Annotated in this window: 20 protein-coding genes and 1 riboswitch; of the genes, 13 read left to right on the top strand and 7 right to left on the bottom strand. The window is 58.3% G+C overall.

Annotated features, from left to right (window positions below; genetic code table 11):
* The first annotated feature begins 26 nt into the window (after positions 1-26).
* The 4 genes from V5B39_RS01850 to murA are packed head-to-tail and all read left to right on the top strand — an operon-like array spanning position 27 to position 3,203.
* Positions 27-950 (top strand): ABC transporter ATP-binding protein, encoded by a 924-nt coding sequence (locus V5B39_RS01850; RefSeq protein WP_332340995.1) that lies wholly within the window; start codon positions 27-29, stop codon positions 948-950.
* Complete coding sequence (locus V5B39_RS01845; protein ID WP_332340994.1) at positions 947-1,702, top strand: ABC transporter permease; 756 nt, start codon at positions 947-949, stop codon at positions 1,700-1,702. The genes V5B39_RS01850 and V5B39_RS01845 overlap by 4 nt, the downstream gene beginning before the upstream one ends.
* A gap of 3 nt (positions 1,703-1,705) precedes the next feature.
* Positions 1,706-1,951 carry a BolA family protein gene (locus V5B39_RS01840; protein ID WP_332340993.1) on the top strand — a complete coding sequence of 82 codons (246 nt, stop codon included), beginning with the start codon at positions 1,706-1,708 and terminating at the stop codon, positions 1,949-1,951.
* The gene (murA, locus tag V5B39_RS01835) at positions 1,944-3,203 is read left to right on the top strand and encodes a UDP-N-acetylglucosamine 1-carboxyvinyltransferase (RefSeq protein ID WP_332340992.1); all 1,260 of its coding nucleotides are present in this window, start codon (positions 1,944-1,946) and stop codon (positions 3,201-3,203) included. Before V5B39_RS01840 ends, murA begins: the two co-directional genes overlap by 8 nt.
* A gap of 21 nt (positions 3,204-3,224) precedes the next feature.
* Here the strand turns inward: murA and tkt are convergent, their stop codons facing one another.
* From tkt to V5B39_RS01820, 3 genes are all read right to left on the bottom strand, one after another.
* Positions 3,225-5,243: a transketolase gene (tkt, locus tag V5B39_RS01830; RefSeq protein WP_332340990.1), complete on the bottom strand. Its 2,019-nt coding sequence runs from the start codon at positions 5,241-5,243 to the stop codon at positions 3,225-3,227.
* A 190-nt stretch (positions 5,244-5,433) separates the two neighbouring features.
* Positions 5,434-6,309 (bottom strand): phosphoribulokinase, encoded by an 876-nt coding sequence (locus tag V5B39_RS01825; protein WP_332340988.1) that lies wholly within the window; start codon positions 6,307-6,309, stop codon positions 5,434-5,436.
* Between the two features lie 50 nt (positions 6,310-6,359).
* A complete protein-coding gene (locus V5B39_RS01820) occupies positions 6,360-7,442 on the bottom strand; it encodes a class 1 fructose-bisphosphatase (protein WP_332340986.1) in 1,083 nt (360 codons plus the stop codon).
* A 116-nt stretch (positions 7,443-7,558) separates the two neighbouring features.
* Here V5B39_RS01820 and V5B39_RS01815 point away from each other — a divergent pair, with 116 nt between their 5' ends.
* Positions 7,559-8,470: a LysR family transcriptional regulator gene (locus V5B39_RS01815; protein WP_332340984.1), complete on the top strand. Its 912-nt coding sequence runs from the start codon at positions 7,559-7,561 to the stop codon at positions 8,468-8,470.
* A 65-nt stretch (positions 8,471-8,535) separates the two neighbouring features.
* On the opposite strand, the gene V5B39_RS01810 is transcribed toward V5B39_RS01815, so the two are convergent.
* From V5B39_RS01810 to V5B39_RS01800, 3 genes are all read right to left on the bottom strand, one after another.
* On the bottom strand, positions 8,536-10,041 hold the full coding sequence (locus V5B39_RS01810; protein WP_332340982.1) for a sensor histidine kinase: 1,506 nt from the start codon (positions 10,039-10,041) through the stop codon (positions 8,536-8,538).
* Positions 10,010-10,690, bottom strand: coding sequence for a response regulator transcription factor (locus V5B39_RS01805; RefSeq protein WP_332340980.1), 681 nt, complete (start codon positions 10,688-10,690; stop codon positions 10,010-10,012). The genes V5B39_RS01810 and V5B39_RS01805 overlap by 32 nt, the downstream gene beginning before the upstream one ends.
* A gap of 340 nt (positions 10,691-11,030) precedes the next feature.
* The gene (locus V5B39_RS01800) at positions 11,031-12,206 is read right to left on the bottom strand and encodes a M20 aminoacylase family protein (RefSeq protein WP_332340978.1); all 1,176 of its coding nucleotides are present in this window, start codon (positions 12,204-12,206) and stop codon (positions 11,031-11,033) included.
* A 476-nt stretch (positions 12,207-12,682) separates the two neighbouring features.
* Between V5B39_RS01800 and rapZ the strand changes: the two genes are divergently transcribed.
* The 8 genes from rapZ (at position 12,683) to V5B39_RS01760 (ending at position 19,414) form a co-directional block, all read left to right on the top strand.
* On the top strand, positions 12,683-13,561 hold the full coding sequence (gene rapZ, locus V5B39_RS01795; RefSeq protein ID WP_332340976.1) for an RNase adapter RapZ: 879 nt from the start codon (positions 12,683-12,685) through the stop codon (positions 13,559-13,561).
* On the top strand, positions 13,561-13,935 hold the full coding sequence (locus tag V5B39_RS01790) for a NusG domain II-containing protein (RefSeq protein WP_332340974.1): 375 nt from the start codon (positions 13,561-13,563) through the stop codon (positions 13,933-13,935). The genes rapZ and V5B39_RS01790 overlap by 1 nt, the downstream gene beginning before the upstream one ends.
* 40 nt (positions 13,936-13,975) lie before the next feature.
* Positions 13,976-14,048: riboswitch (S-adenosyl-L-homocysteine riboswitch) on the top strand.
* Positions 14,049-14,154: 106 nt separating this feature from the next.
* Complete coding sequence (ahcY, locus tag V5B39_RS01785; RefSeq protein ID WP_332340972.1) at positions 14,155-15,561, top strand: adenosylhomocysteinase; 1,407 nt, start codon at positions 14,155-14,157, stop codon at positions 15,559-15,561.
* Between the two features lie 13 nt (positions 15,562-15,574).
* Complete coding sequence (gene metF / locus V5B39_RS01780) at positions 15,575-16,429, top strand: methylenetetrahydrofolate reductase [NAD(P)H] (protein ID WP_332340970.1); 855 nt, start codon at positions 15,575-15,577, stop codon at positions 16,427-16,429.
* Between the two features lie 187 nt (positions 16,430-16,616).
* Positions 16,617-16,895, top strand: a complete 279-nt coding sequence (locus V5B39_RS01775; RefSeq protein ID WP_332340969.1) for a DnaJ domain-containing protein — start codon at positions 16,617-16,619, stop codon at positions 16,893-16,895.
* Positions 16,892-17,443, top strand: coding sequence for a hypothetical protein (locus tag V5B39_RS01770; protein WP_332340967.1), 552 nt, complete (start codon positions 16,892-16,894; stop codon positions 17,441-17,443). Before V5B39_RS01775 ends, V5B39_RS01770 begins: the two co-directional genes overlap by 4 nt.
* On the top strand, positions 17,443-18,165 hold the full coding sequence (locus tag V5B39_RS01765; RefSeq protein ID WP_332340966.1) for a hypothetical protein: 723 nt from the start codon (positions 17,443-17,445) through the stop codon (positions 18,163-18,165). The genes V5B39_RS01770 and V5B39_RS01765 overlap by 1 nt, the downstream gene beginning before the upstream one ends.
* A 364-nt stretch (positions 18,166-18,529) precedes the next feature.
* Positions 18,530-19,414, top strand: coding sequence for a hypothetical protein (locus V5B39_RS01760; RefSeq protein WP_332340964.1), 885 nt, complete (start codon positions 18,530-18,532; stop codon positions 19,412-19,414).
* A 117-nt stretch (positions 19,415-19,531) separates the two neighbouring features.
* On the opposite strand, the gene V5B39_RS01755 is transcribed toward V5B39_RS01760, so the two are convergent.
* Positions 19,532-21,328: a gamma-glutamyltransferase family protein gene (locus V5B39_RS01755; RefSeq protein ID WP_332340962.1), complete on the bottom strand. Its 1,797-nt coding sequence runs from the start codon at positions 21,326-21,328 to the stop codon at positions 19,532-19,534.
* Between the last annotated feature and the right edge of the window lie 6 nt (positions 21,329-21,334).

Here is a 21,334-nt window from a genome sequence, read left to right as displayed (position 1 = left end):
AAGCCGCGTCGCAAAGGCCAAGTCCCATGCCTGTCGCAGTTGCCGTTGAGCGCGTTGAAAAGCGCTTTGGCTCCTTGTTGGCGCTTGCTGGCGTGTCACTGCAGATCAGCGAGGGAGAGTTCTTTGGTTTGCTGGGGCCCAACGGTGCCGGCAAGACTACCCTGATTTCCTGCCTGGCCGGTCTCTCTCGCCCAAGTGCCGGCAAACTGGTCGTGATGGGACATGATGTGGTCAGCGATTACCGCGCCGCCCGGCGCTTGCTCGGGGTGGTGCCACAGGAACTCGTTTTTGACCCGTTCTTTACGGTACGTGAGACCCTGCGCATTCAATCCGGTTATTTTGGAATTCGCCACAACGAAGGCTGGATCGACGAGATTCTCGCCAACCTGGATCTGACCGCCAAGGCTGATACCAATATGCGTCGTCTGTCCGGCGGCATGAAGCGCCGGGTTCTCGTCGCCCAGGCACTGGTGCATAAACCGCCAGTCATTGTTCTTGACGAACCGACTGCCGGGGTCGACGTCGAACTTCGGCAAGGCTTGTGGCAATTCATTCGGCGCCTGAATCGCGATGGGCACACGGTCATCCTGACCACGCATTATCTTGAAGAAGCCGAAGCCCTGTGTGGGCGGATTGCAATGCTCAAACAGGGGCTTGTGGTAGCTCTGGATACGACCAGCAACCTGTTGGCACGCTTCGCGGGTCATACCTTGACCCTGCGTCTGGCAGGTGCTGCGAAGCTGCCACCGCTGCTCTCTGCGCGCGCAACGCAAAACGAAAGCATGTGGACCTTTCATCTCGGCAGCCTTGGCGAAATCGAACCGCTTCTCGCCGCAATGCGCGAGGCCGGTTGCCTCATTGACGATTTGCGCCTGACGCAAGCCGACCTGGAAGATGTTTTCCTGGGAGTGATGCAGAGCAGCGATTACCACAAGGAAACCGTACCATGATATCTGGTTTCCAAACCCTGCTCTACAAGGAGGTGCTGCGCTTCTGGAAGGTGAACTTTCAGACCATCGCTGCTCCGGTGCTGACGGCAGTCCTCTATCTGATGATCTTTTCGCATGTACTCGAAGCTCAAGTGCAGGTACATGGCGTCGCCTACACCAGCTTTCTGATTCCCGGCCTGGTAATGATGTCGGCGCTGCAGAACGCCTTTGCCAACAGTTCTTCGAGTCTGATCCAGTCAAAGGTGACGGGCAGTGTGATTTTCGTTCTCTTGCCGCCGATCTCCTACGTCGAGTTCTTTCTTGCCTATGTCGTCGCGGCGGTACTGCGCGGTTTGATGGTCGCCCTGGGCGTACTGCTGGTAACGATCTGGTTTGCCGTACCGGCCATTGTGGCACCACAGTGGATTCTGCTATTCCTCGTTCTCGGTGGTGGAACGATGGGGGCGTTGGGCATGATCGCTGGTATCTGGGCCGACAAGTTCGACCAATTGGCGGGCTTTCAGAATTTTCTGATCATGCCACTGACGATGCTTTCCGGCGTTTTCTATTCCCTGCATTCGCTGCCCGGATTCTGGCAGCAGGTATCGCGTTTCAATCCCGTCTTCTATATGATCGATGGCTTTCGCTTCGGGTTTTTCGGGATCTCGGACGTACCGCCGGAAAACAGTCTGGCGGTCGTTGGCACGAGCTTCCTGCTGGTGTCGGCAGCGACCCTGGCACTCCTCCGGAGTGGTTACAAACTGAGGTCCTGAATCATGATGCACCCTGAACAACTCCAGAAAATCATCGCCGAAGGCCTGCCCTGCGAGCATCTGCAAGTAGTGGGGGATGGCCATCACTTCGAGGCGCTGATCGTCAGTGCCGAGTTCTCTGGCAGGAATCGCGTACAGCGGCAGCAGCGCGTCAACGAGGTATTGCGGCTACATTTTGACAGCGGTGACTTGCACGCCCTGTCGATGAAAACCCAGACCCCTGAAGAGTGGAGTGCAACGAGTGGATAAGTTGCTGATCCAGGGGGGGCTGCCGCTCTCCGGCGAGATCGCCATTTCCGGTGCCAAGAATGCTGCGCTGCCGATCCTCTGCGCCAGTTTGCTCGCCCCCGAGACGCTATATCTGAGCAACGTGCCGCGGCTCAAGGACATCTCGACGATGCTCCGCCTGATCGAGCAAATGGGCGTCGCGATCACTCGTGAAGGTGTCGATGGTGTGCTATTGAACAGCCTCGGCCTCAACAACCCGCTTGCCCCCTACGACATGGTCAAAACCATGCGTGCCTCGATCCTGGTACTCGGCCCCTTGCTGGCGCGTCATGGCGAAGCCAGGGTATCGTTACCGGGAGGCTGTGCGATCGGTGCCCGGCCGGTCGAACAACACATCAAAGGCCTGCAGGCGATGGGTGCGAGGATCCATGTCGAGCACGGTTACATTCATGCCAGGGTCGGTGCTGGAGGCCTCAGGGGAGCGCATATCGTGACCGACATGGTCACCGTCACCGGAACCGAAAACCTGATGATGGCTGCGGTCCTCGCCGAAGGCGAAACGATCATCGAGAATGCCGCACGTGAGCCCGAGGTCGTCGATCTGGCCAACTGTCTGATTTCAATGGGTGCGCAGATTTCCGGTGCCGGTTCCGACAAGATTCGTATCCGCGGCGTCGCACGCCTGCACGGCGCATCGCATTCGATCATGGCCGATCGCATTGAAACCGGTACCTATCTCTGTGCCGCCGCTGCAACCGGTGGCAGCATTCGTCTGACCGGAACCTCGGCCGCGTGCCTCGATGCGGTGGTCGACAAGTTGCTCGACGCCGGTTGCGACATCACTGCCGAGCGTGCAGCGATCACGCTCAAGGCACCGCGACGGCTCAAGGCAGTGAGCATTCGCACCTCGCCCTATCCTGCGTTCCCGACCGACATGCAGGCGCAATTCATGGCCATCAACTGTGTCGCCGAGGGGTCGGCAGTGATCCGCGAAACAATCTTCGAGAATCGCTTCATGCACGCTGTCGAACTGATTCGCCTGGGGGCAGACATCAAGATCGACGCCAGCAATGCGATGGTCACCGGCGTCGAGCGTCTCGAAGGTGCAACAGTGATGGCTACCGACCTGCGCGCATCAGCCAGCCTGGTCATTGCCGGTCTGATTGCGCAGGGCGAAACCCTGATCGAGCGTATCTACCATCTCGACAGGGGCTACGAACGCATGGAGGAGAAACTCGGGCAACTTGGAGCGCAGGTCAGGCGGCTTCGCTGAAACTGCAGATTGCCACCCCGCTCAAGGTTCCTGTGCGACCAGACGGCGCGCCTGCGTGACAATGCTCGCGACGTTGATTCCGAAGTATTCGTAAAGCTCGGCAGCGGGCGCCGATTCACCAAAGCGATCAATACCGATCACGGCTCCGTTTGGCCCAACGTATTTCCACCACAGATCGGGGTGTCCGGCCTCTACCGCAAGCATCGGCAGCGATCGCGGCAGCACCTCTTGGCGGTAAGCCAGGGGCTGCAGATCGAAGCGTTGGGTACAGGGCATGGCGACAACGCGTGCAGCGATTCCTTCCCGGGCGAGAATGGCCTGAGCGTCCAGGGCGAGGCCGAGTTCCGAGCCGGTTCCGATCAGCACGACACTTGGCGTTCCGCCTTCGGCCTCGCGCAGGACGTAGCCACCCAGCCGGATACTGGCCATCTGCTCGGCACTGCGCGGCAGTGCCGGCAGGTTCTGCCTCGACAACAGGAAGCATGAGGGACCATCGTTTCGCTCAAGTGCCGCTGTCCAGGCCACCGCAGTCTCGATGGCATCAGCCGGGCGCCAGACGTCGAGGCCCGGAATCAGCCGCAAGGAGGCCGCATGCTCGATCGGCTGGTGCGTTGGGCCATCTTCGCCAAGGCCGATCGAATCATGCGTGTAGACCATCAGCTGCCGTAGCTTCATCAGTGCCGACAGACGGATCGCGTTGCGCGCATAATCCGAGAACACCAGAAAGGTTGCCGTATAGGGAATGAAGCCGCCATGCAGAGCGACGCCATTGGCAATCGCGGTCATGCCGAATTCGCGCACCCCGTAGTTGATGTAGTTGCCACCAGCCTCCCGGTTCGCCGGCCGGGTGCCGCTCCAGTTGGTCAGGTTTGATCCGGTCAGGTCGGCCGACCCCCCCAGCAGTTCGGGCAGCAGCGGGGCAATCGCTTCGATGACGTTCTGCGAGGCCTTGCGCGTGGCAACCGCAGGGGTCCGGGTCGCCCATTGGGCAAGCAGCGAGGCGACATGATCCGGCCAATCAGCGGGTAGTTCCCCACGCATCCGGCGTTCGAATTCGGCGGCCAGTTCGGGATAGGCGGCACGATAGGCGGCGAAGTTCGCTTCCCAGGCATATTCCGCGGCTTCTCCTCTGGCCCTTGCATTCCAGCCGGCGCGCACGTCGGCGGGCACTTCGAAAGCGGCGAAAGGCCATTCAAGCTGGCGACGGGTATTGGCGATCTCAGCGGCACCGAGAGGGGCACCGTGCACATCGTGTGTGCCACTCTTGTTCGGCGAACCGAAACCGATCATCGTCTTGCAGCAGATCAGCGTCGGCCGCCCGGTTGCGGTCCTGGCGATACGGATTGCAGCCTCGATCGAATCGGGATCATGGCCATCGCAGTGGGAGACCACCCGCCAGCCGTAGGCTTCGAAGCGTTTTGCCGTGTCATCGGCAAACCAGGGCTGTACATGGCCATCGATCGAAATATCGTTGTCATCGTAAAAAACGATCAGCTTGGACAAGGACAGTCGCCCAGCCAGCGAACAGGCCTCGTGCGAAATGCCTTCCATCAGACAGCCATCCCCGATGAAGGCATAGGTATAGTGGTCGACGATTCGATGCCCGTCACGGTTGAAGGTCTCGGCCAGCAGCCTTTCCGCCAGGGCCATGCCGACTGCGTTGGCAAGGCCCTGGCCAAGGGGGCCAGTAGTCGTTTCAATGCCGGGGGTGATGCCGAATTCGGGGTGCCCAGGGGTTTTGGAATGAAGTTGCCGGAAGCGCTTCAATTCGTCGATCGGCAAATCGTAACCGCTGAGGTGCAGCAAGGCGTAGATCAGCATCGACCCATGCCCGTTCGACAGCACGAAGCGGTCGCGGTCATGCCATCGGTGATTGGCCGGGTTGTGTTTGAGATGGTGGCGCCAGAGGACCTCAGCGATGTCTGCCATGCCCATCGGCATTCCAGGGTGGCCGGAATTGGCTGCCTGAACGGCGTCAATGGCAAGAAAGCGCAGCGCATTGGCGCAGCGGCGGCGGAATTTGCGGGATTCGGTGGGCAAGACAGTCTCCTTTCATCGGGGCTAGGTTACTGTGAAAGTCGCGTCAGCGACTCACGAATCTCCCCTCCCCCCCCCTCGCGGGGGAGGGGCCGGGGGGAGGGGAACGTTCATGACTTTCATGATCGGGGGTGCCTGGAAAAGTCATGACCGTTTGGTCAACACAAGGGGGCAACACGGCTTGCCGCTGCGTTCAGCGTGAACGACGCTTCTTGTCCATCAACTGCATGATCATGGGCGTGAAGATGATCTGCATCGCCAGACCCATCTTGCCACCGGGACAGACGATGATGTTCGGCCGCGACATGAACGAGTCGTGCAGCATGCTCAGCAGATAGGCAAAGTCGATCCCCTTGGGATTGGCGAAACGGATCACCAGCATGCTTTCGTCCTGCGACGGAATATCCTGGGCGATGAAGGGATTCGAAGTATCCACCGTTGGCACGCGCTGGAAATTGACGTGTGTCCTGGAGAATTGCGGGCAGATGTAATGGATGTAGTCAGGCATCCGCCGCAGGATGGTATCCATCACCGCCTCGGTTGAGTAACCACGCTGCGCCTTGTCACGATGCAGTTTCTGAATCCATTCGAGATTGATGATCGGCACGACACCAACACAGAGGTCCACATGGCGACTGATATCGATGGCATCGGTCTGGGCAGCACCGTGCAGGCCTTCATAGAAGAGCAGATCGGTGCCCGCCGGCAGATCGCTCCATTCGGTGAAGGTTCCTGGTGGCGAGCCATAAAGCTTGGCCTCGGCATCGTCGTGAACGTAGTGGCGACTCTTGCCGCGGCCACACTCGCCGTATTCGCGAAACAGTCCTTCAAGTTCGGCCAACAGATTGGCCTCGGGTCCGAAATGGCTGAAATGGTTGTCGCCGGTGAGGCTTCTCTCAGCCATCGTTGCGCGCATCGCCTCTCGGTCGTAACGGTGAAAACTGTCCCCCTCGATGATCGCAGCGTTGAGCTTCTCGCGCCGAAAGATGTGTTGGAACGCGCGCGTGACCGAAGTCGTGCCGGCGCCCGAAGAACCGGTGATTGCGATGACTGGATTTTTGATCGACATGAGATGTGGCTCCGTTGCGTAAAGGGTGTTTTTCCGGTTCGCGGCGCTGCTCAGTCATCCCTGAACAGGGTTCGCGTCGAAAAGAGGGGCGATTTGTACGGCTGGTCTTCACCGGTTTCATGTTCGCGGTGGTAGCGTTCGATACGCTCTACCTCGTCGCGCGAACCCAGAATGACCGGCACCCGCTGGTGCAGGCTGGTTGGCTGCACATCGAGAATACGTTCCTTGCCGGTTGATGCCAGGCCACCGGCCTGACCAACGATCATTGCCATCGGACTGGCCTCGTACATCAGGCGCAGTCGCCCCGGTCTGGAGATGTCCTTGCTATCGCGCGGGTACAAGAAAACGCCGCCGCGCATCAGAATCCGATGGACCTCGGCGACCATCGAAGCTACCCAGCGCATGTTGAAGTCCTTGCCGCGAATGCCGGTCTTGCCTGCCAGACACTCGCTGACGTAGCGCTGCACCGGCGGCTCCCAGAAACGCTCGTTGGAAGCATTGATCGCAAACTCGCGGGTTTCCGGTGAAATCACGAGATGCGGGTGTGTCAGCAGGAACTCGCCGATGTTACGATCGAGCGTGAACCCATATACACCACTGCCAACGGTGAGCACCAACATCGTCGATGGACCGTAAAGTGCGTAGCCAGCGGCGACCTGGCGGCTGCCGGGCTGTAGAAAATCGGCTGCAGTCAGTGCGTCGGCATTACAATTCTCGGGGCAGCGCAGGACTGAAAAAATGCTGCCCACCGACAGGTTGACGTCAATGTTCGACGATCCATCGAGCGGGTCGAAGACCAGCAGATACTTGCCACGAGGATGCTCGGATGGAATCCGATGGATGTCTTCCATTTCTTCCGACGCCATCGCAGCCAGATGGCCACCCCATTCACAGTGGTGAATGAACGCCTGGTTGGCCAGCACGTCAAGTTTTTTCTGGGCCTCGCCTTGAACGTTCTCACGACCTTCATCACCCAGCACACCGGCCAGTGAGCCCCGCGAAACTCCCTGTGCAATGGCCTTGCACGAGCGCACGACGTCGCTGATGAGCATCGAAAAATCGCCGAAAAGCGCTGGATTCCGGCGCTGTTCCTCGATCAGGAATTTGTTAACGTTGGTGCGTCCGCATAGCATGGTGATACTCCAAGCGATTGAAATCTTGTCGATCCAGGGATTGCCCGGATTCTAGCGGTCTGATACAAAAACGCTAGTTAAACGTATTGTTCATTTAATTTAACACAACCTTATCGATGAGAAACGCCACCATCCGCCAACTCCAGATCTTTTCGGTCGCCGCCAGCCATCTGTCGTTTGCGCGTGCAGCGGAAAAGCTGCACCTGACGCATGCTGCCATCTCACTGCAGATCAAACAGCTCGAGGAAGTCAGCGGCACCCTGTTATTCGAACGGATTGGCAAACGCGTCTTTCTGACCGAAGCTGGCGAAATTCTCCTCAGCCATACGCGCCAGATCCTGCAGTCGCTGAAGGAGGCGGATGAAGCGCTGCTCGCTCTGAAAGGATTGAAGGGCGGACGCATTGCCGTCGCCGTGGCCAGCACGGCTGAATATTTCGCACCCGGGCTGCTGGCCGAGTTTCGCAAGACGCAGGCCGACGTGCGTATCCGGATGCTGATCGATAACCGGGATACCGTCAGTCGTCTGCTCGCCGGCAACGAGGTCGACCTGGCCATCATGGGCCGTCCGCCGGCCGAACTCGACGCTGTAGCGGTGGCCTTTGCACCGCATCCGCTGGTGATCATTGCCAGCACCGCACATCCCTTGAGCCGGCTGCCCAACGTAGCTGTCGAGGACCTTGCGGACGAAATGCTGATCGTCCGCGAATCGGGATCGGGCACACGATCGGCAATGGAGGAATTCTTTCTCGAACGTTCGGTCAAGCCGCGCATCGGCATGGAAATGGGTAGCAACGAAGCGATCAAGCAGGCAGTGGTGGCGGGTCTTGGCATCAGTTTCATTTCCCAGCACACACTCGGCCTCGAACTGAAAGCCGAACGCCTGAGCATCCTCAGGGTCGAAGGAACACCCGTGATGCGTCGCTGGCATATCGTTCGCCACAAGAGCAAACACCTGACCCCCGCATTGGCCGCATTCTGGGATTTCATGGTCGAAGTTGCCCCCACCCAACTGCGAAAGCTGGTCTGACGGCTTCCCGCACGGGAGGCAACGGGTCCACTGGTGCAGGTGAGCGTTGGATGCTCGATCGGCAATCAGGCAAAACCAGTCTGAACAGGTTCCTGTGCCAAGGACTGGGAACGCTGCGGGCCATACACCGGGAAGACGATCCTGGCGACACAGCCGCTGGGCTCACCAATTTCCATGTCTCGGTTGTTCGGGCGCAGGCTGGCTGCAGCCTGATGGACCTCTGCAATCTCGCGAACGATGGCCAATCCCAGGCCACTGCCCTCACCATCGGTGCCATCGACACGGTAAAAGCGGTCGAAAACCCTCTGGGATTCGGCATCGGAAATCCCTGGCCCGCTATCCTCGATTTCAAGCAGGGCAAAATCACCTTGCGCAACCACCCGCGCGGTCACCCGTCCCCTAGGAGGGGTATAGCGCAAAGCATTATCGAGCAGGTTGTTGATCATTTCACGCAGGAGGAAGGCATTGCCCAGGATAAGCACGCTCCCGGCAGGCTCATAACCCAGGTCTATACATTTTTCGAGCGCCAGCACAACCCAGTTTTCCACGACCTCTCGTAACAAGTGATCAAGGTCGAGCGCCACCAGCGTCTGCTGCGAGTGCTCGCTCGCCTCTGCACGGGCCAGAGCCAGTAGTTGATCGACCAGATGCGAGGCACGGTCAGCCCCGTTCAGGATCTGCCTGAGGGCGTGCCGCAGTTCGGCTGGGTCGGTTTCGCGGATCGCCAACTGCGCCTGCGTCTTCAGGCCGGTCAGCGGGGTCCGCATCTGATGCGCAGCATCGGCGATGAAACGGCGCTGTGCAGTCACGTTTTGTTGCATTCTTGTCAACATCGAATTGAATGCTTCGGTCAGCGGGCGCAATTCTTCAGGGATACGGCGCAGGGCAATCGGCGATAGATCGGCTTCACGACGGGCTGCAATCCGGTCACGCAAACGCGTCAGTGGGCGCAAACCCTGCGACAGACCGAACCAAACCAGGATTACCGCGAGCGGAATGATCACGAACTGTGGAAGGATGACACTGGCGATGATCTTGTTCGCCAGTTGAGAACGTTTCTCGGTGGTTTCACCGACTTCAATCAGGACACCTTGCCCGTTGCCCAGTCCTGCTCCTGCTCCTGCTTCGAACAGCGACATGTAGGCTATGCGCAGGGACTGTCCGTGGTACTCGTCATCGCGGAAAAGCACTTCACTATGTTCATTCTTCGAGAGCATGCCCGCCATTTTTGGCACAGGCAGTTCCGGATCGCCGGCGATCAACTGACCATTTTGATCGAGCATGTGAAAATAGACGTTATCGGTCTCGTCCGAGCGCAGGAAGAGTTGTGCCAGACTCGGTAAAGCCAGTTGCGGTTGCCCGTCGATGAAGCTGACCTGGCGCGATATGGCGAGCACATGTTCGCGCAAGGACTGATCGTACGGGAAACTGGCAACACTATTGGCGAAGTAGTGCGTAAACGCAATGCTGATCGGCCACACGAAAAGGAGCGGGGCCAACATCCAGTCGAGAATCTCGCCAAACAGCGAGCGCTGGATATCAGGATTTTCTCGCTTCCGCAGGTTTCTCAAGACTGTAGCCGAGCCCACGCACGGTAATGATGTTAACTCCGGTTGATTCGAGCTTCTTGCGCAAGCGGTGGATATAGACCTCGATCGCATTGTGGCTGACTTCCTCGCCCCAACCGCAGAGGTGATCCACCAATTGATCCTTGCTGACCAGGCGTTTTGCCCGCGACAGGAGAATCTCGAGCAGGCCCAGTTCGCGTGCCGAAAGATCGAGCATCTCGCCATTGACCAGTGCGCAGCGGTCGGTCTGATCGAAAGTCAGCGACCCGCACTGGATCATCCGTGAAGTACCCGACGACCGACGGCTCAGCGCCCGCACACGAGCCTCAAGTTCAGCCAGTTCAAAGGGTTTGGCCATATAGTCGTCAGCCCCGAGATCGAGCCCCTTCACCCGGTCATCGATCCCATCAAGCGCAGTCAGAATCAATACCGGAGTCGTTGCATTGCGCGCCCGTAGACGACGCAGCACATCCCAACCCGGCATTTTCGGTAGGCCAAGATCGAGAATCAGTAGATCGTAGGGATTGGTTAACAAGGCCGTATCAGCGTCAGTGCCATTGTAGGCACAATCGATCGCGTAGCCTCCCTGACGCAGTGACCGGCACAGGCCATCAGCAATGATTCGGTCGTCTTCAGCGAGAAGAATTCGCACGGCGTGCCGCTCTTGCTTTAACAGACGTAAGTTGCTTGTAAGTCCCCGCCATTACACTCTCCTCGCTGTTCTCCTTTTATGGTCTTGGGAGTCCTGGCTTCGGCCCGGACTCGGGGGGTGCCTGAATACTGCACCGGGTACTCCCCACCATCTTTTTGAAACAGGGGGATCGGCGCGTTTTGCCGATCCTCGGGTACGCTGCCCATGGGTTCAGCTGGCGAGTGTAACAAAAAAGACGGCGGTTTCGTTGGCCAACGGTACGCGCCGATCTACCCATGGTTTCCATGGTCAGCGAGACGCCACCTGCCTTGGCTCGGAGGAGGGAGCCGGGCTGCTTCAGTCAGGACTGACGCCCCAGCACCGCTTCAACCAACTTGACCCAGTAACTTACTCCCAGCGCCAGGATCTCGTCGTTGAAATCATAATGTGGATTGTGCAGGGTGCAACCCCCGGAACCCGGGCCATTGCCCAGCCAGACGTAGCAACCTGGCTTTTCGCGAAGCATATAAGCGAAATCCTCGGCACCCATCGAGGGAAGTTCGTGCGCATGCACTTGATCAGCGCCAAGCAGGTCGCTCGCCACACGCCGACAGACTTCCGTTTCCGAAACACTGTTGACCGTCGGAGGATAGCGATGGTCGAAACACACCGCAATCTGCGCTCCAAATGTGTGGGCAATGCCGTTGCACAACCGCTCGATTGCGCCTTCGACAAGATTCTGGGTTTCAATGTTGAAACTGCGGATCGTACCGCGCAGAACAGCATCATCGGGGATCACATTCCAGGCTTCACCGGCATGCATCTGAGTGACACTCACCACCGCCGACTCGCAGGGATGCAGGTTGCGGGCAACGACAGTCTGCAACGCGAGCAGCAGATGACTACTGACGACCAGCGTGTCGACCCCCTGATGTGGCATCGCGGCATGGCAACCCTGCCCCCGTACCCAGATTTCAAAAGTGCAGGTGCCAGCCATCACGGGCCCCGGCATCACGGCCATCTCGCCGACAGGAATACCTGGCCAGTTGTGCAGACCAAAGACCGCGTCCATCGGAAATCTCTCGAACAGCCCTTCGGCAATCATCACCTCGGCGCCTCCCTCAGACTCTTCGGCAGGCTGGAAAATGAAGTAAACGGTGCCGTTGAAATCAAGATCATTCCGATGCTCGGCCATATAGCGCGCGGCACCCAGCAAAATTGCCGTATGTCCGTCGTGACCGCAGGCATGCATGCGTCCATCGTTTCTGGAACGGTGTGGAAAGTCGTTCTTCTCACACAAAGGAAGTGCGTCCATGTCAGCCCTGAGTCCGATCGCACGAGGACTGCTGCCCTTGCACAGGGTGCCAACAACGCCAGTACGTGCCAGGCCACAATCAATTTCCAGTCCATAGCTGGTCAATTCGCGAGCCACTAATTCGGCTGTTCGCCGTTCATCGAAGGCAAGTTCCGGGTGAGCATGGATATCGCGCCGAATTGCCACAAGGTCGGCAAGGAAAGGGATATTCAGAGTTGTCATGAGTTCGAACCAATTGCCTGGAAAGAAGAGTTTATTGCAGATCTAGGTCTCATGGCAGTACCGAAAAGCCACCCAGCCATGGGAAAAGTCAGGGAAAAACCTCTGAAAAGCAGTGAATAAGCCTGGCAAAACGGGCTTGTGGATAAGTTTTCAGATTCTGTCCACATCCCCATACCGTCTTTTCGCAACCCGAAAATCTGACATAAGATTTTGATTTTTTTGGATAAAAAAACATATCAACAAGTTTGTTATCACTATACTTATAGTAAGATTTATATATGGATCTTCTTGATACAAGGACAGGTATCTGGCAGGGAGAGGGGAGGGTCGCACTGCGACTCTCACGGAAGGGATTCCATCATGAGTCGCCGTAGAAGCTTCCAATAGAAGAATAACCTATTGAAATTCAATAAGATACAAAAACCTCGCGGCGAATGGCTTGCTCATCACGCCGGGCATCCGTTATGCTCCGAAGCATGCATCTCGTTCTCATCAGTGGCCTGTCCGGTTCGGGTAAATCGATCGCCCTCAAAGTGCTTGAGGACGCCAACTATTTCTGCGTGGACAACCTGCCATCACAGTTATTGCAGCCGCTCGTCGGACAACTTGAGCAACAGGGCTACGACCAGGTGGGAGTCGTGATCGACATTCGCGGTGGCGATAGCGTGGCCATGCTTCCCTTGCAGCTTGATGCCCTGCGCGCCAACGATCTTGACCTGCAATTCCTGTTTCTCGATGCGCAGGATGCAACCTTGATCAAGCGCTACTCTGAAACCCGACGCCGACATCCCCTGGCCAGTGACAAGCTGACGTTGACAGAGGCCATTACCGAAGAACGGGTTCGTCTTGCCGAGTTGACGGCCCTCGGTCATCATATCGATACCAGCGGCGTCAAAGCCAGCGCACTTCGCGAGTGGGTTCGCCAGTTCGTGGCCAGAGATCTTCCTTCAGATTCCTGTCAGGGACTGACATTACTTTTCGAATCGTTTGGGTTCAAGCATGGGATGCCGCTCGACGCCGACCTCGTTTTCGATGTTCGTTGCTTGCCCAATCCGCACTACGATCCCATCCTGCGTCTGCTGACCGGCCGTGACGCACCCGTCATTGATTTCCTCGAAGCCGAGCCCGAAGTGCTGCGTATGCGTGGCGACATTGCTGGCTTCATTCGCACATGGTTGCCGTCATATGTTCGGGACAGCCGAAATTATCTGACTGTAGGCATCGGTTGCACGGGTGGCCAGCATCGCTCGGTCTACTTTGCCGAATGGTTGGGGCGCGAGTTTCGGGGGTGTGCGCGTGTATTGGTCCGTCACCGCGAGTTGCGTTTTCCAATGGTGATTGGCGAGAATCCGTGATGCTCTGGGTCGGGCTGTTCAGGTCCGGCGACTGGCTGCTGGTCATTTTGGGTTTGTGTGTTTGCGCAGCGTCATTTCCTTGGGCATGGCAGACCGGCGTCGCTGAAAAAGTCATCGTCAAGCGTGGTGGTGAGGTGTTCTCAGAACTTGAGCTGGCGCGCAATCGCCGCATTGAAGTCCCTGGGCCATTGGGCATGACAACGGTTGTCGTCGACCAGCGTCGGGTGCGCGTTGCCGCAGATCCAGGTCCCCGGCAATACTGCGTGCGTCAGGGTTGGCTGACTCGCCCCGGCGAGATCGCGATCTGTGCACCCAATCAGGTCAGTATCGAAATCCAGGGCAGGCGACGGACCTACGATTCGCTCGCGTACTAACACTGGTCAGTACTTGCCAAGCCGATTTATAATCCAGACTCGATCCGAGGAGCGCTGCAGGGCTGTCGTCCGACAGTTTCAGGCTCGGATTATTCAAACGGCGCTCATCCAACCAACCCGTGCCGGGCGCGAGGAGAGGGATGGGCGCAGGCTGAAGTCCTTCAGCAGAGATGCCCGACAGCTTCCGTCCCCTGGTCACCGTTCTCAAGGAGCCTTACCGTGTCGGATGCTGCTACTCAAAACTATGTGATTGCTGACCTTGGCCTCGCCGAATGGGGCCGCAAGGAAATTCGTATTGCCGAAACCGAGATGCCGGGATTGATGGCGATTCGTGAAGAATTCGCGGCCACCAGGCCTCTCCAGGGCGCACGCATTACCGGTTCGCTGCACATGACGATTCAGACCGCCGTACTGATCGAGACCCTGGTTACCCTCGGTGCTGAAGTACGGTGGGCTTCATGCAACATCTTTTCGACCCAGGATCACGCTGCTGCGGCTGTCGCAGCTTCCGGAGTGTCGGTTTTTGCTGTCAAGGGCGAGTCGCTGGAAGATTATTGGGACTACACCCACCGCGTCTTTGAATGGCCGGATGCGGGTTACAGCAACATGATCCTCGACGATGGCGGCGACGCGACGTTGCTCCTGCACCTTGGTGCCCGAGCCGAGAACGACGCTTCGGTCCTTGCCAGCCCGACTTCCGGGGAAGAGGCGATCCTCTTTGCCGCGATCAAGGCCAAACTGGCCAGCGATCCGACTTGGTACTCGCGTCGTCTGGCAGCAGTCAAGGGTGTGACCGAGGAAACCACGACCGGCGTGCATCGCTTGTACCAGATGCACGCCAGGGGCGAGCTCAAGTTTCCGGCAATCAATGTCAACGATTCGGTCACCAAATCCAAGTTTGACAACCTCTACGGATGCCGCGAATCATTGGTCGATGGCATCAAACGTGCCACCGACGTGATGATCGCCGGCAAGATTGCCCTGATCGCCGGTTACGGCGACGTCGGCAAAGGCTCGGCACAAGCCATGCGCGCCTTGTCCGCACAGGTGTGGGTCACCGAAATTGACCCGATCTGTGCCTTGCAGGCAGCCATGGAAGGCTACCGCGTGGTCACCATGGATTACGCGGCTGACAAGGCCGATATCTTCGTCACCTGCACCGGCAACTACCATGTGATCACCCATGCGCACATGGCCCGGATGAAGGATCAGGCGATCGTCTGCAACATCGGCCACTTCGACAACGAAATCGACGTTGCCTCGATCGAAGCTTATGTCTGGGAAGAGATCAAGCCGCAGGTCGATCATGTCGTCTTCCCCGATGGCAAGCGCATCATCCTCCTGGCCAAAGGTCGTCTGGTCAACCTCGGTTGCGGTACCGGCCATCCATCGTACGTGATGAGCTCCTCGTTCGCCAACCAGACGATCGCCCAGATTGAACTGTTTACACGCAATGCCGACTATCCGGTCGGGGTGTATACCCTGCCCAAGCACCTCGACGAGAAAGTGGCCCGCCTGCAGCTCAAGAAGCTCAATGCCGAGCTTTCCGAGCTGACCGATCAGCAGGCCGCCTACATTGGGGTGGCGAAGGAAGGTCCTTACAAGTCCGAGCAATATCGCTACTGACATTTACCGACTCATGACACCGCAGCCTCCCGTTTTCAGCCTCGAGCTTTTTCCGCCGCAAACTCCGGAGGGTGCGGAAAAGTTGAGGGCCGCGCGTGCTCGCATGGCGCTCCTGAAACCCCGGTTTTTCTCGGTCACTTTTGGTGCCGGCGGTTCGACGCGTGACCGCACTCTGCAGACCGTACTTGAAATCCAGCGTGAAGGTCACCAGGCAGCACCGCACCTGTCTTGCATCGGATCAACCCAGGACAGCATTCGCAGCATTCTCGAACAGTATCAGGCACAGGGTATTCGTCATCTGGTTGCGCTGCGCGGCGACCTGCCGTCGGGTATGGCCAGACCGGGCACCTTTCGCTATGCCAATGAACTCGTCGAGTTCATTCGTGCCGAAACGGGCGACTGGTTCCATATCGAAGTTGCAGCCTATCCGGAATATCATCCACAGGCAAAAAGCCCGATGGACGATCTCCTGGCTTTCAAACGCAAGCTCGACGCCGGTGCCGATTCAGCGATCACGCAGTACTTCTACAACTTCGACGCCTACGCATACTTCATCGACGAGTGCCAGGCGGTCGGAATCGATGTCCCGATCGTCCCCGGCATCATGCCGATCTCCAGTTACAGCAGTCTTGCCCGCTTCTCGGATAACTGTGGCGCGGAGATACCGCGCTGGGTCAGAAAAAAACTTGAAAGCTACGGTGACGATACCTTGTCGATCCGCGCTTTCGGTCTTGATGTGGTCAGCGCGCTTTGCGCAAAACTGCTGGCCAGTGGTGCTCCCGGCCTGCATTTCTATACGCTCAACCAGGTGGAGCTGACCACGACCCTGTGGCATCGTCTCGGCCTTTCCCAAGCGATGTTGAAGTGAAATCGCGTCGCGACTCACGAATCTCGCCTCCTCACTTGTGGAGGCGAAGGCCGGCTGGTGGAGCGCTGCTGTGCGCCACCAGCCGGCGATGAAACGCGGGCCGTGGGAGGGGTCGGGGATGAGATGGGAAAGTCGAAGTCATGGTCGTTGCCTGAAGTGTCCGGAGCAACCGTCTCGGTGAGAACGCATGAAAGACTATTACGCCATACTCGGGATCGCCAGTGATGCCTCAAACGATGTGCTCAAGACTGCCTACCGCAGAAAGGCTTTGCTGCTCCACCCAGACCGCAACAAGGCTCCGGAGGCGACCGACCTCTTTCGCGACGTTCAGGAAGCCTATGAAACGCTTTCTGATACCGCTCGTCGACAGGTCTATGATGAGAATCGACGTCGTAATCTTCTCGATAAGCCTTTGGAAACTGCGCGGGAAATCTGGAAAAATTATCTTGAAGGAGTACTGTCGTGAGGCTGTCGCTATTCTTTGAAGATCTGAAGTCTGCTTATGACGCCGAGCTGGACGACTTGATGACCGATTCGGCCGGGCACGATGTCTTGGCCAAGCGGCTCAAGGCAAAGCGCGGGCAGCTTGCACAACTCCTGCCAATGATCGAGTGCAATCCGGAAATGGTTGCCGTTGCCTTCCACGGCGGCATGCGTTTTGCCAGTCCGGAAGTGATGCGGGATCTTTCCGCACGGGAGCCCGAAGACTTGCCCAGCTGGTCAACGCTGCTGGCGGCGGTGGAGCTGGAACCCTGGGCCGAGGCCCTCGCCGAGGTCGCCCTCAAGGACCCGAACGGCGACCGGTTCATGGTGGTGACCGCCTGCCTGGAATATCTGCAAGGGCGCTTTGCAGCGCCCTCAGAACCAGCGCATGGACGGCTTACAGACCAGCGTGTCGACGGCGACCAGAACGAGCAGGATTTCGATGATGGCATCGACCTCGGAGAGTCCGGTGCCGACTGGCTCGCCGAACAGGGGTTTGATCGGAAAGATCAATTTTCGGGGGAGCACTGATGAGCCATCCGGTACTGGTGAGAGCAGGGAGACTGATCCACCTTGGCGATATCGTCGGTGCCGAAGCAGCCCTGGCTTCGCTGGCGGAAAGCGATGGTGACGATGCCTTGGTGGTGGCGCTCGACGACTTTCCAGCCAAAGACTTGCTGGCCGTTCTGCGCGACTTCGATTCGTCCCGTGAATCGGTGGTGAACCTATTGGTCTCCCCAGAGCAATTCGCACGGGCAATCGTCCTCGAACGGCGTTATGGCGACCAAAGTCACGAGCGATTGCACGGCATGATCAATTCGGTGCTTTTCCGGGCTGGCAGCGATCCCGGCGAGTTCCTCGAGGCGATCGGGGAACTCGAAGGTGGCTGCGATGCCCTGGCCGATTATTTCTGCGAGCGTGTCGAAAACATCGAGCATTTTTTCAAGACGGCGACCTTTGATTTCTTTGCCGACGCAGAAGAATCTGCCGACGACATGACCGACGAGGAACGTCTGGACGCGCTCGCCGATCCCGGTGTCAATCGTCCTTTCCTGGCGCACAGTGAAGTTAATGATCATGACTGGATGGAACTGGCCTGGACACTTCGTTACCAATACCCGGAGATCTTTCGGGAGGTCCTGCTAATCCTGCGCGCGCGGGTCAGGGCCGAAGAACTCATGTCGTCCGACCTGGTAAGGCCAGATTCCGCGGACAGCTTGCGTGCCGGGCCGGAGGAAGAGTCGGCACTATAGTCGCAGGCTTTTGAATGACCGGCTACCCACAGAAGAATGATCGTCCATGCCGCCTAGCTACCAGCAGATCGCAGTATTCGATGCGCGGCCTTTTTTCGAAAAGGCGCTCACGTACGGGGTGCACCATGGGATCATCGATCAGCATAGGGTTGCCAGTATCCTGAACGACGCCCCGAAGGGAATGCTGCAGATTGCCGAGTATTTCGGGACGCAGTATTTGCGGCCGAATATCGAGGAGGCGCGTACGCGGATCGTCAATCTGGTCAGTCTTTTTCTTGCCGATCGCAGTGGAGGTGACCTCGACAAAGCAGCTCGATCGCTGCGGGACCACACCTTTCTGTCACATTCGCGTGGCGGTTCCGAAATGATCAAGGCGCTCTGGGCCTTGCCCGATTGTGACATCATTGGCGGTATGAGCGCGAAGTCACAAAGGGAATTCCTGGCTGAATGGTCGCTCAGGGAGCCAGCCGAATATCGAATCGCCCTCGAACAAAGGAAGGCGTATCACTTGGCGATTGGAGCGGCACTCTGGTTTGCCGAAAACCTTGGAGTAGCCCCCTCCACCCTTTCGATGGTGCCCGTTGGATCGTTCCTGCGTACGACCATGCTCGTCTATCTTGGCGGAGACACCCCACCGGCAATCCCCAATGCTGCCGGCTTCGTCAGTATTCTGAGGGCAATCAGGAAGAAGGGGGTAGCGCCGAAAGGCAGAAAGCGAATCAAGGAGATATTCAAGATTCTCCCTGAATCGTACCAGGAGATTGCCAGACGCCACCTCCAGGAGGTCGAAACCGAGGATCTGCCGCGAATTCTCGATCCCTCGCTGGCGATCGACAAGCTGTTCGAAGAAACCGTTCAGAAAGGGTATTTTTTGCGGGATGTCGATCTCGAAGATGCCAGTCTATTCGATGCCGCAGTTTCGAAGGAATGGCACAAGATAACTGCAGGCAAGACTGACGATGACTCGCTGCTGACGATTTTTGTCTGCATCGCAGCCGAGACGCTGCCCAAACCTGCTCTGACGCGAGCCGCAGCGAGAGCCTTGATCCGCAAGGTTCGAGCGGATGGTTTCAAGCCAGAACTGGTGCTCGGCTTCATTCGGCAGTGCGCGCCCCATGAGATGCAGGAAGGCCTGGAAAAACTATGGAATGAATTTTTTCCGGAGGCTCAGACCTATCTGCTCGATAGCTCGGATATAACCCTTGGCGAGGCTGTGGCTTTCCTTAAAGAACACTGTTATGTGGTGTAGTGGGGGGGGTAGCACCGGGAGAAAGCTTGCCGGTGGCGCTGCGTGACAGGCCAACATGCCGATTCGGGGGCTGTCGTAGTGCTGCCCGCATCAGCGAGGGCATGGAGGCGGGGATCATCACTCGCCCAGCACCAGGCCCTCACGGCGTGGATCGGCGCCGCCGGCGAATCCACCCGAAGTCTTTTCGAGGGCCTGCAAACCGCTGTTCATGACGACTTCGTTCACCACGTGGCTGCGGGCCCTGAGCGCTTCGACAAAGGACCAGGAAAAACGCTTTTCCTCAAGCAGCGTCGGCCCGTTCAGTGAGCCAAAGTTGGGCAGGTCGATGGCCTGCTGAGGTTCCAGTCCCCAGTTCAGCATCGCGTAAAGCAGCTTGGCCGTGTAGTGAATGATCAACGCTCCGCCCGGTGAGCCGCCGCTGATCACCAGCTCGCCGCTGTCCTGGTCAAAGACCAGCGTTGGACTCATCGACGAGCGCGGGCGCTTGCCTGGTTCGACGCGATTGGCGATGGGCAAACCACTGCTGTCAGTCGGAATAAAGGCGAAATCGCTGAGCTGGTTGTTGAGGAGAAACCCCCGCACCATCTGGCGTGCTCCGAAGGCATCTTCGATGGTGGTGGTCATCGCCAACCCGTTGCCGTGCTGGTCGACGACGCTGAGGTGGGAGGTCCCGTATTCAGGTTGTTCGGGCATCGCTGCCTGAGTCATTGGTTCCGGCGATGGCGAGCCCGGTCTGGCCACCTGCATGCTGTGTGGGCCGATCAGCCGCGCCCTTTCAGCCAGGTATGCCGGTTGGATCAGCGCGTACCAGTTGCCCGCCGGTGCGGCGACGAAATCGGGATCGGCGACATACTGGGCACGATCGGCAAAAGCCAGGCGTGCTGCTTCGCTGTAATAGTGCATCCAGAGTGGGGTGGAAAACGGCAGGAATGCAGCCTCGGTGTGATTGAGGATGCCGAGAATCTGGGCGATGGCGATCGCTCCCGAACCTGGAGGCGGAAAACCGCAGATCAGGTAAGTTCGCGGTGGCTCAACCCGTTTTGGCGCATAGCTGCTGCACAGCGGCTTGCGGCGCTGCGGCTGGTATCCAGCCAGATCAGCCAGGCTAAGCTGGCCGGGGTTTGCCGGATATTGCTGCACCTTGTCGACGATCGCCTGCGCGATCTCACCCTCGTGCAGTGCTCGTGACCCTTCACTGGCGATCCTGCGCAGGACGCCAGCCAATTCGGGATTGCGCAAACGGCTGCCGACGGTAACGGGTTGACCGTCAGGATCGTAAAAATAGGCAGCGGCCTGCGGATCCTTCCTGAGGTAGGGGTCAGCCTTGAGCAGTGTGTGCAGGCGCTGGCTGACCGGAAATCCGTTCTCGGCGAGTCGGATCGCCGGTTCGAAAAGGGTCGACCAGGGCAGCCGGCCATATTCGGCGTGTGCCATTTCGAGCATCCGCAGGGCACCTGGCACGCCGACTGCGCGGCCACCGACGATGGCTTCCTGAAAAGTCATCGCCTTGCCGTCGGCCTTGACGAACAGGCTTGCACTGGCTGTTGCCGGTGCTGTCTCGCGACCGTCGAAGGCAACCGTCTGGCGACCATCGTGGTGGAGCAGAAAAGCGCCACCGCCGATACCGCTGGATTGTGGTTCAACGAGGGTCAGCACCATCTGCGCAGCAACTGCCGCGTCGATCGCCGCACCGCCGTCTTTGAGCATGGCGAGTCCGGCAGCGCTGGCCAGTGGATTGGCTGTGGCAATGGCAAACTTCTGGCCGTGCCATCCGGGCTGTGTACTGAGGCCGGCGGCGCCTTCCGGTTGATGGCTTTCGGCAGTTGCGGTCGCAGTCAATGATGGGGAATGACTGCAGCCCACGACCAGCATCGACAGGACGAGTAAAATGAGGTGCATGGCTACGAGGTGCATGGCTAT

Source organism: Accumulibacter sp. (genome assembly GCF_036625275.1).
GTDB lineage: Bacteria > Pseudomonadota > Gammaproteobacteria > Burkholderiales > Rhodocyclaceae > Accumulibacter.
This window is presented reverse-complemented; position numbering and strand designations above follow the sequence as displayed.

What these genes read in the sequence shown, in the direction of transcription:
- V5B39_RS01850 (WP_332340995.1), top strand. Translation starts at nt 27, where the DNA reads ATGCCTGTCGCAGTTGCCGTTGAGCGCGTTGAAAAGCGCTTTGGCTCC.
- V5B39_RS01845 (WP_332340994.1), top strand. Translation starts at nt 947, where the DNA reads ATGATATCTGGTTTCCAAACCCTGCTCTACAAGGAGGTGCTGCGCTTC.
- V5B39_RS01840 (WP_332340993.1), top strand. Translation starts at nt 1,706, where the DNA reads ATGATGCACCCTGAACAACTCCAGAAAATCATCGCCGAAGGCCTGCCC.
- V5B39_RS01825 (WP_332340988.1), bottom strand. Translation starts at nt 6,309, where the DNA reads ATGTCGATCAAAAATCCAGTCATCGCAATCACCGGTTCTTCGGGCGCC.
- V5B39_RS01820 (WP_332340986.1), bottom strand. Translation starts at nt 7,442, where the DNA reads ATGCTATGCGGACGCACCAACGTTAACAAATTCCTGATCGAGGAACAG.
- V5B39_RS01815 (WP_332340984.1), top strand. Translation starts at nt 7,559, where the DNA reads ATGAGAAACGCCACCATCCGCCAACTCCAGATCTTTTCGGTCGCCGCC.
- V5B39_RS01800 (WP_332340978.1), bottom strand. Translation starts at nt 12,206, where the DNA reads ATGACAACTCTGAATATCCCTTTCCTTGCCGACCTTGTGGCAATTCGG.
- rapZ (WP_332340976.1), top strand. Translation starts at nt 12,683, where the DNA reads ATGCATCTCGTTCTCATCAGTGGCCTGTCCGGTTCGGGTAAATCGATC.
- V5B39_RS01790 (WP_332340974.1), top strand. Translation starts at nt 13,561, where the DNA reads ATGCTCTGGGTCGGGCTGTTCAGGTCCGGCGACTGGCTGCTGGTCATT.
- metF (WP_332340970.1), top strand. Translation starts at nt 15,575, where the DNA reads ATGACACCGCAGCCTCCCGTTTTCAGCCTCGAGCTTTTTCCGCCGCAA.
- V5B39_RS01775 (WP_332340969.1), top strand. Translation starts at nt 16,617, where the DNA reads ATGAAAGACTATTACGCCATACTCGGGATCGCCAGTGATGCCTCAAAC.
- V5B39_RS01765 (WP_332340966.1), top strand. Translation starts at nt 17,443, where the DNA reads ATGAGCCATCCGGTACTGGTGAGAGCAGGGAGACTGATCCACCTTGGC.
- V5B39_RS01760 (WP_332340964.1), top strand. Translation starts at nt 18,530, where the DNA reads ATGATCAAGGCGCTCTGGGCCTTGCCCGATTGTGACATCATTGGCGGT.
- V5B39_RS01755 (WP_332340962.1), bottom strand. Translation starts at nt 21,328, where the DNA reads ATGCACCTCGTAGCCATGCACCTCATTTTACTCGTCCTGTCGATGCTG.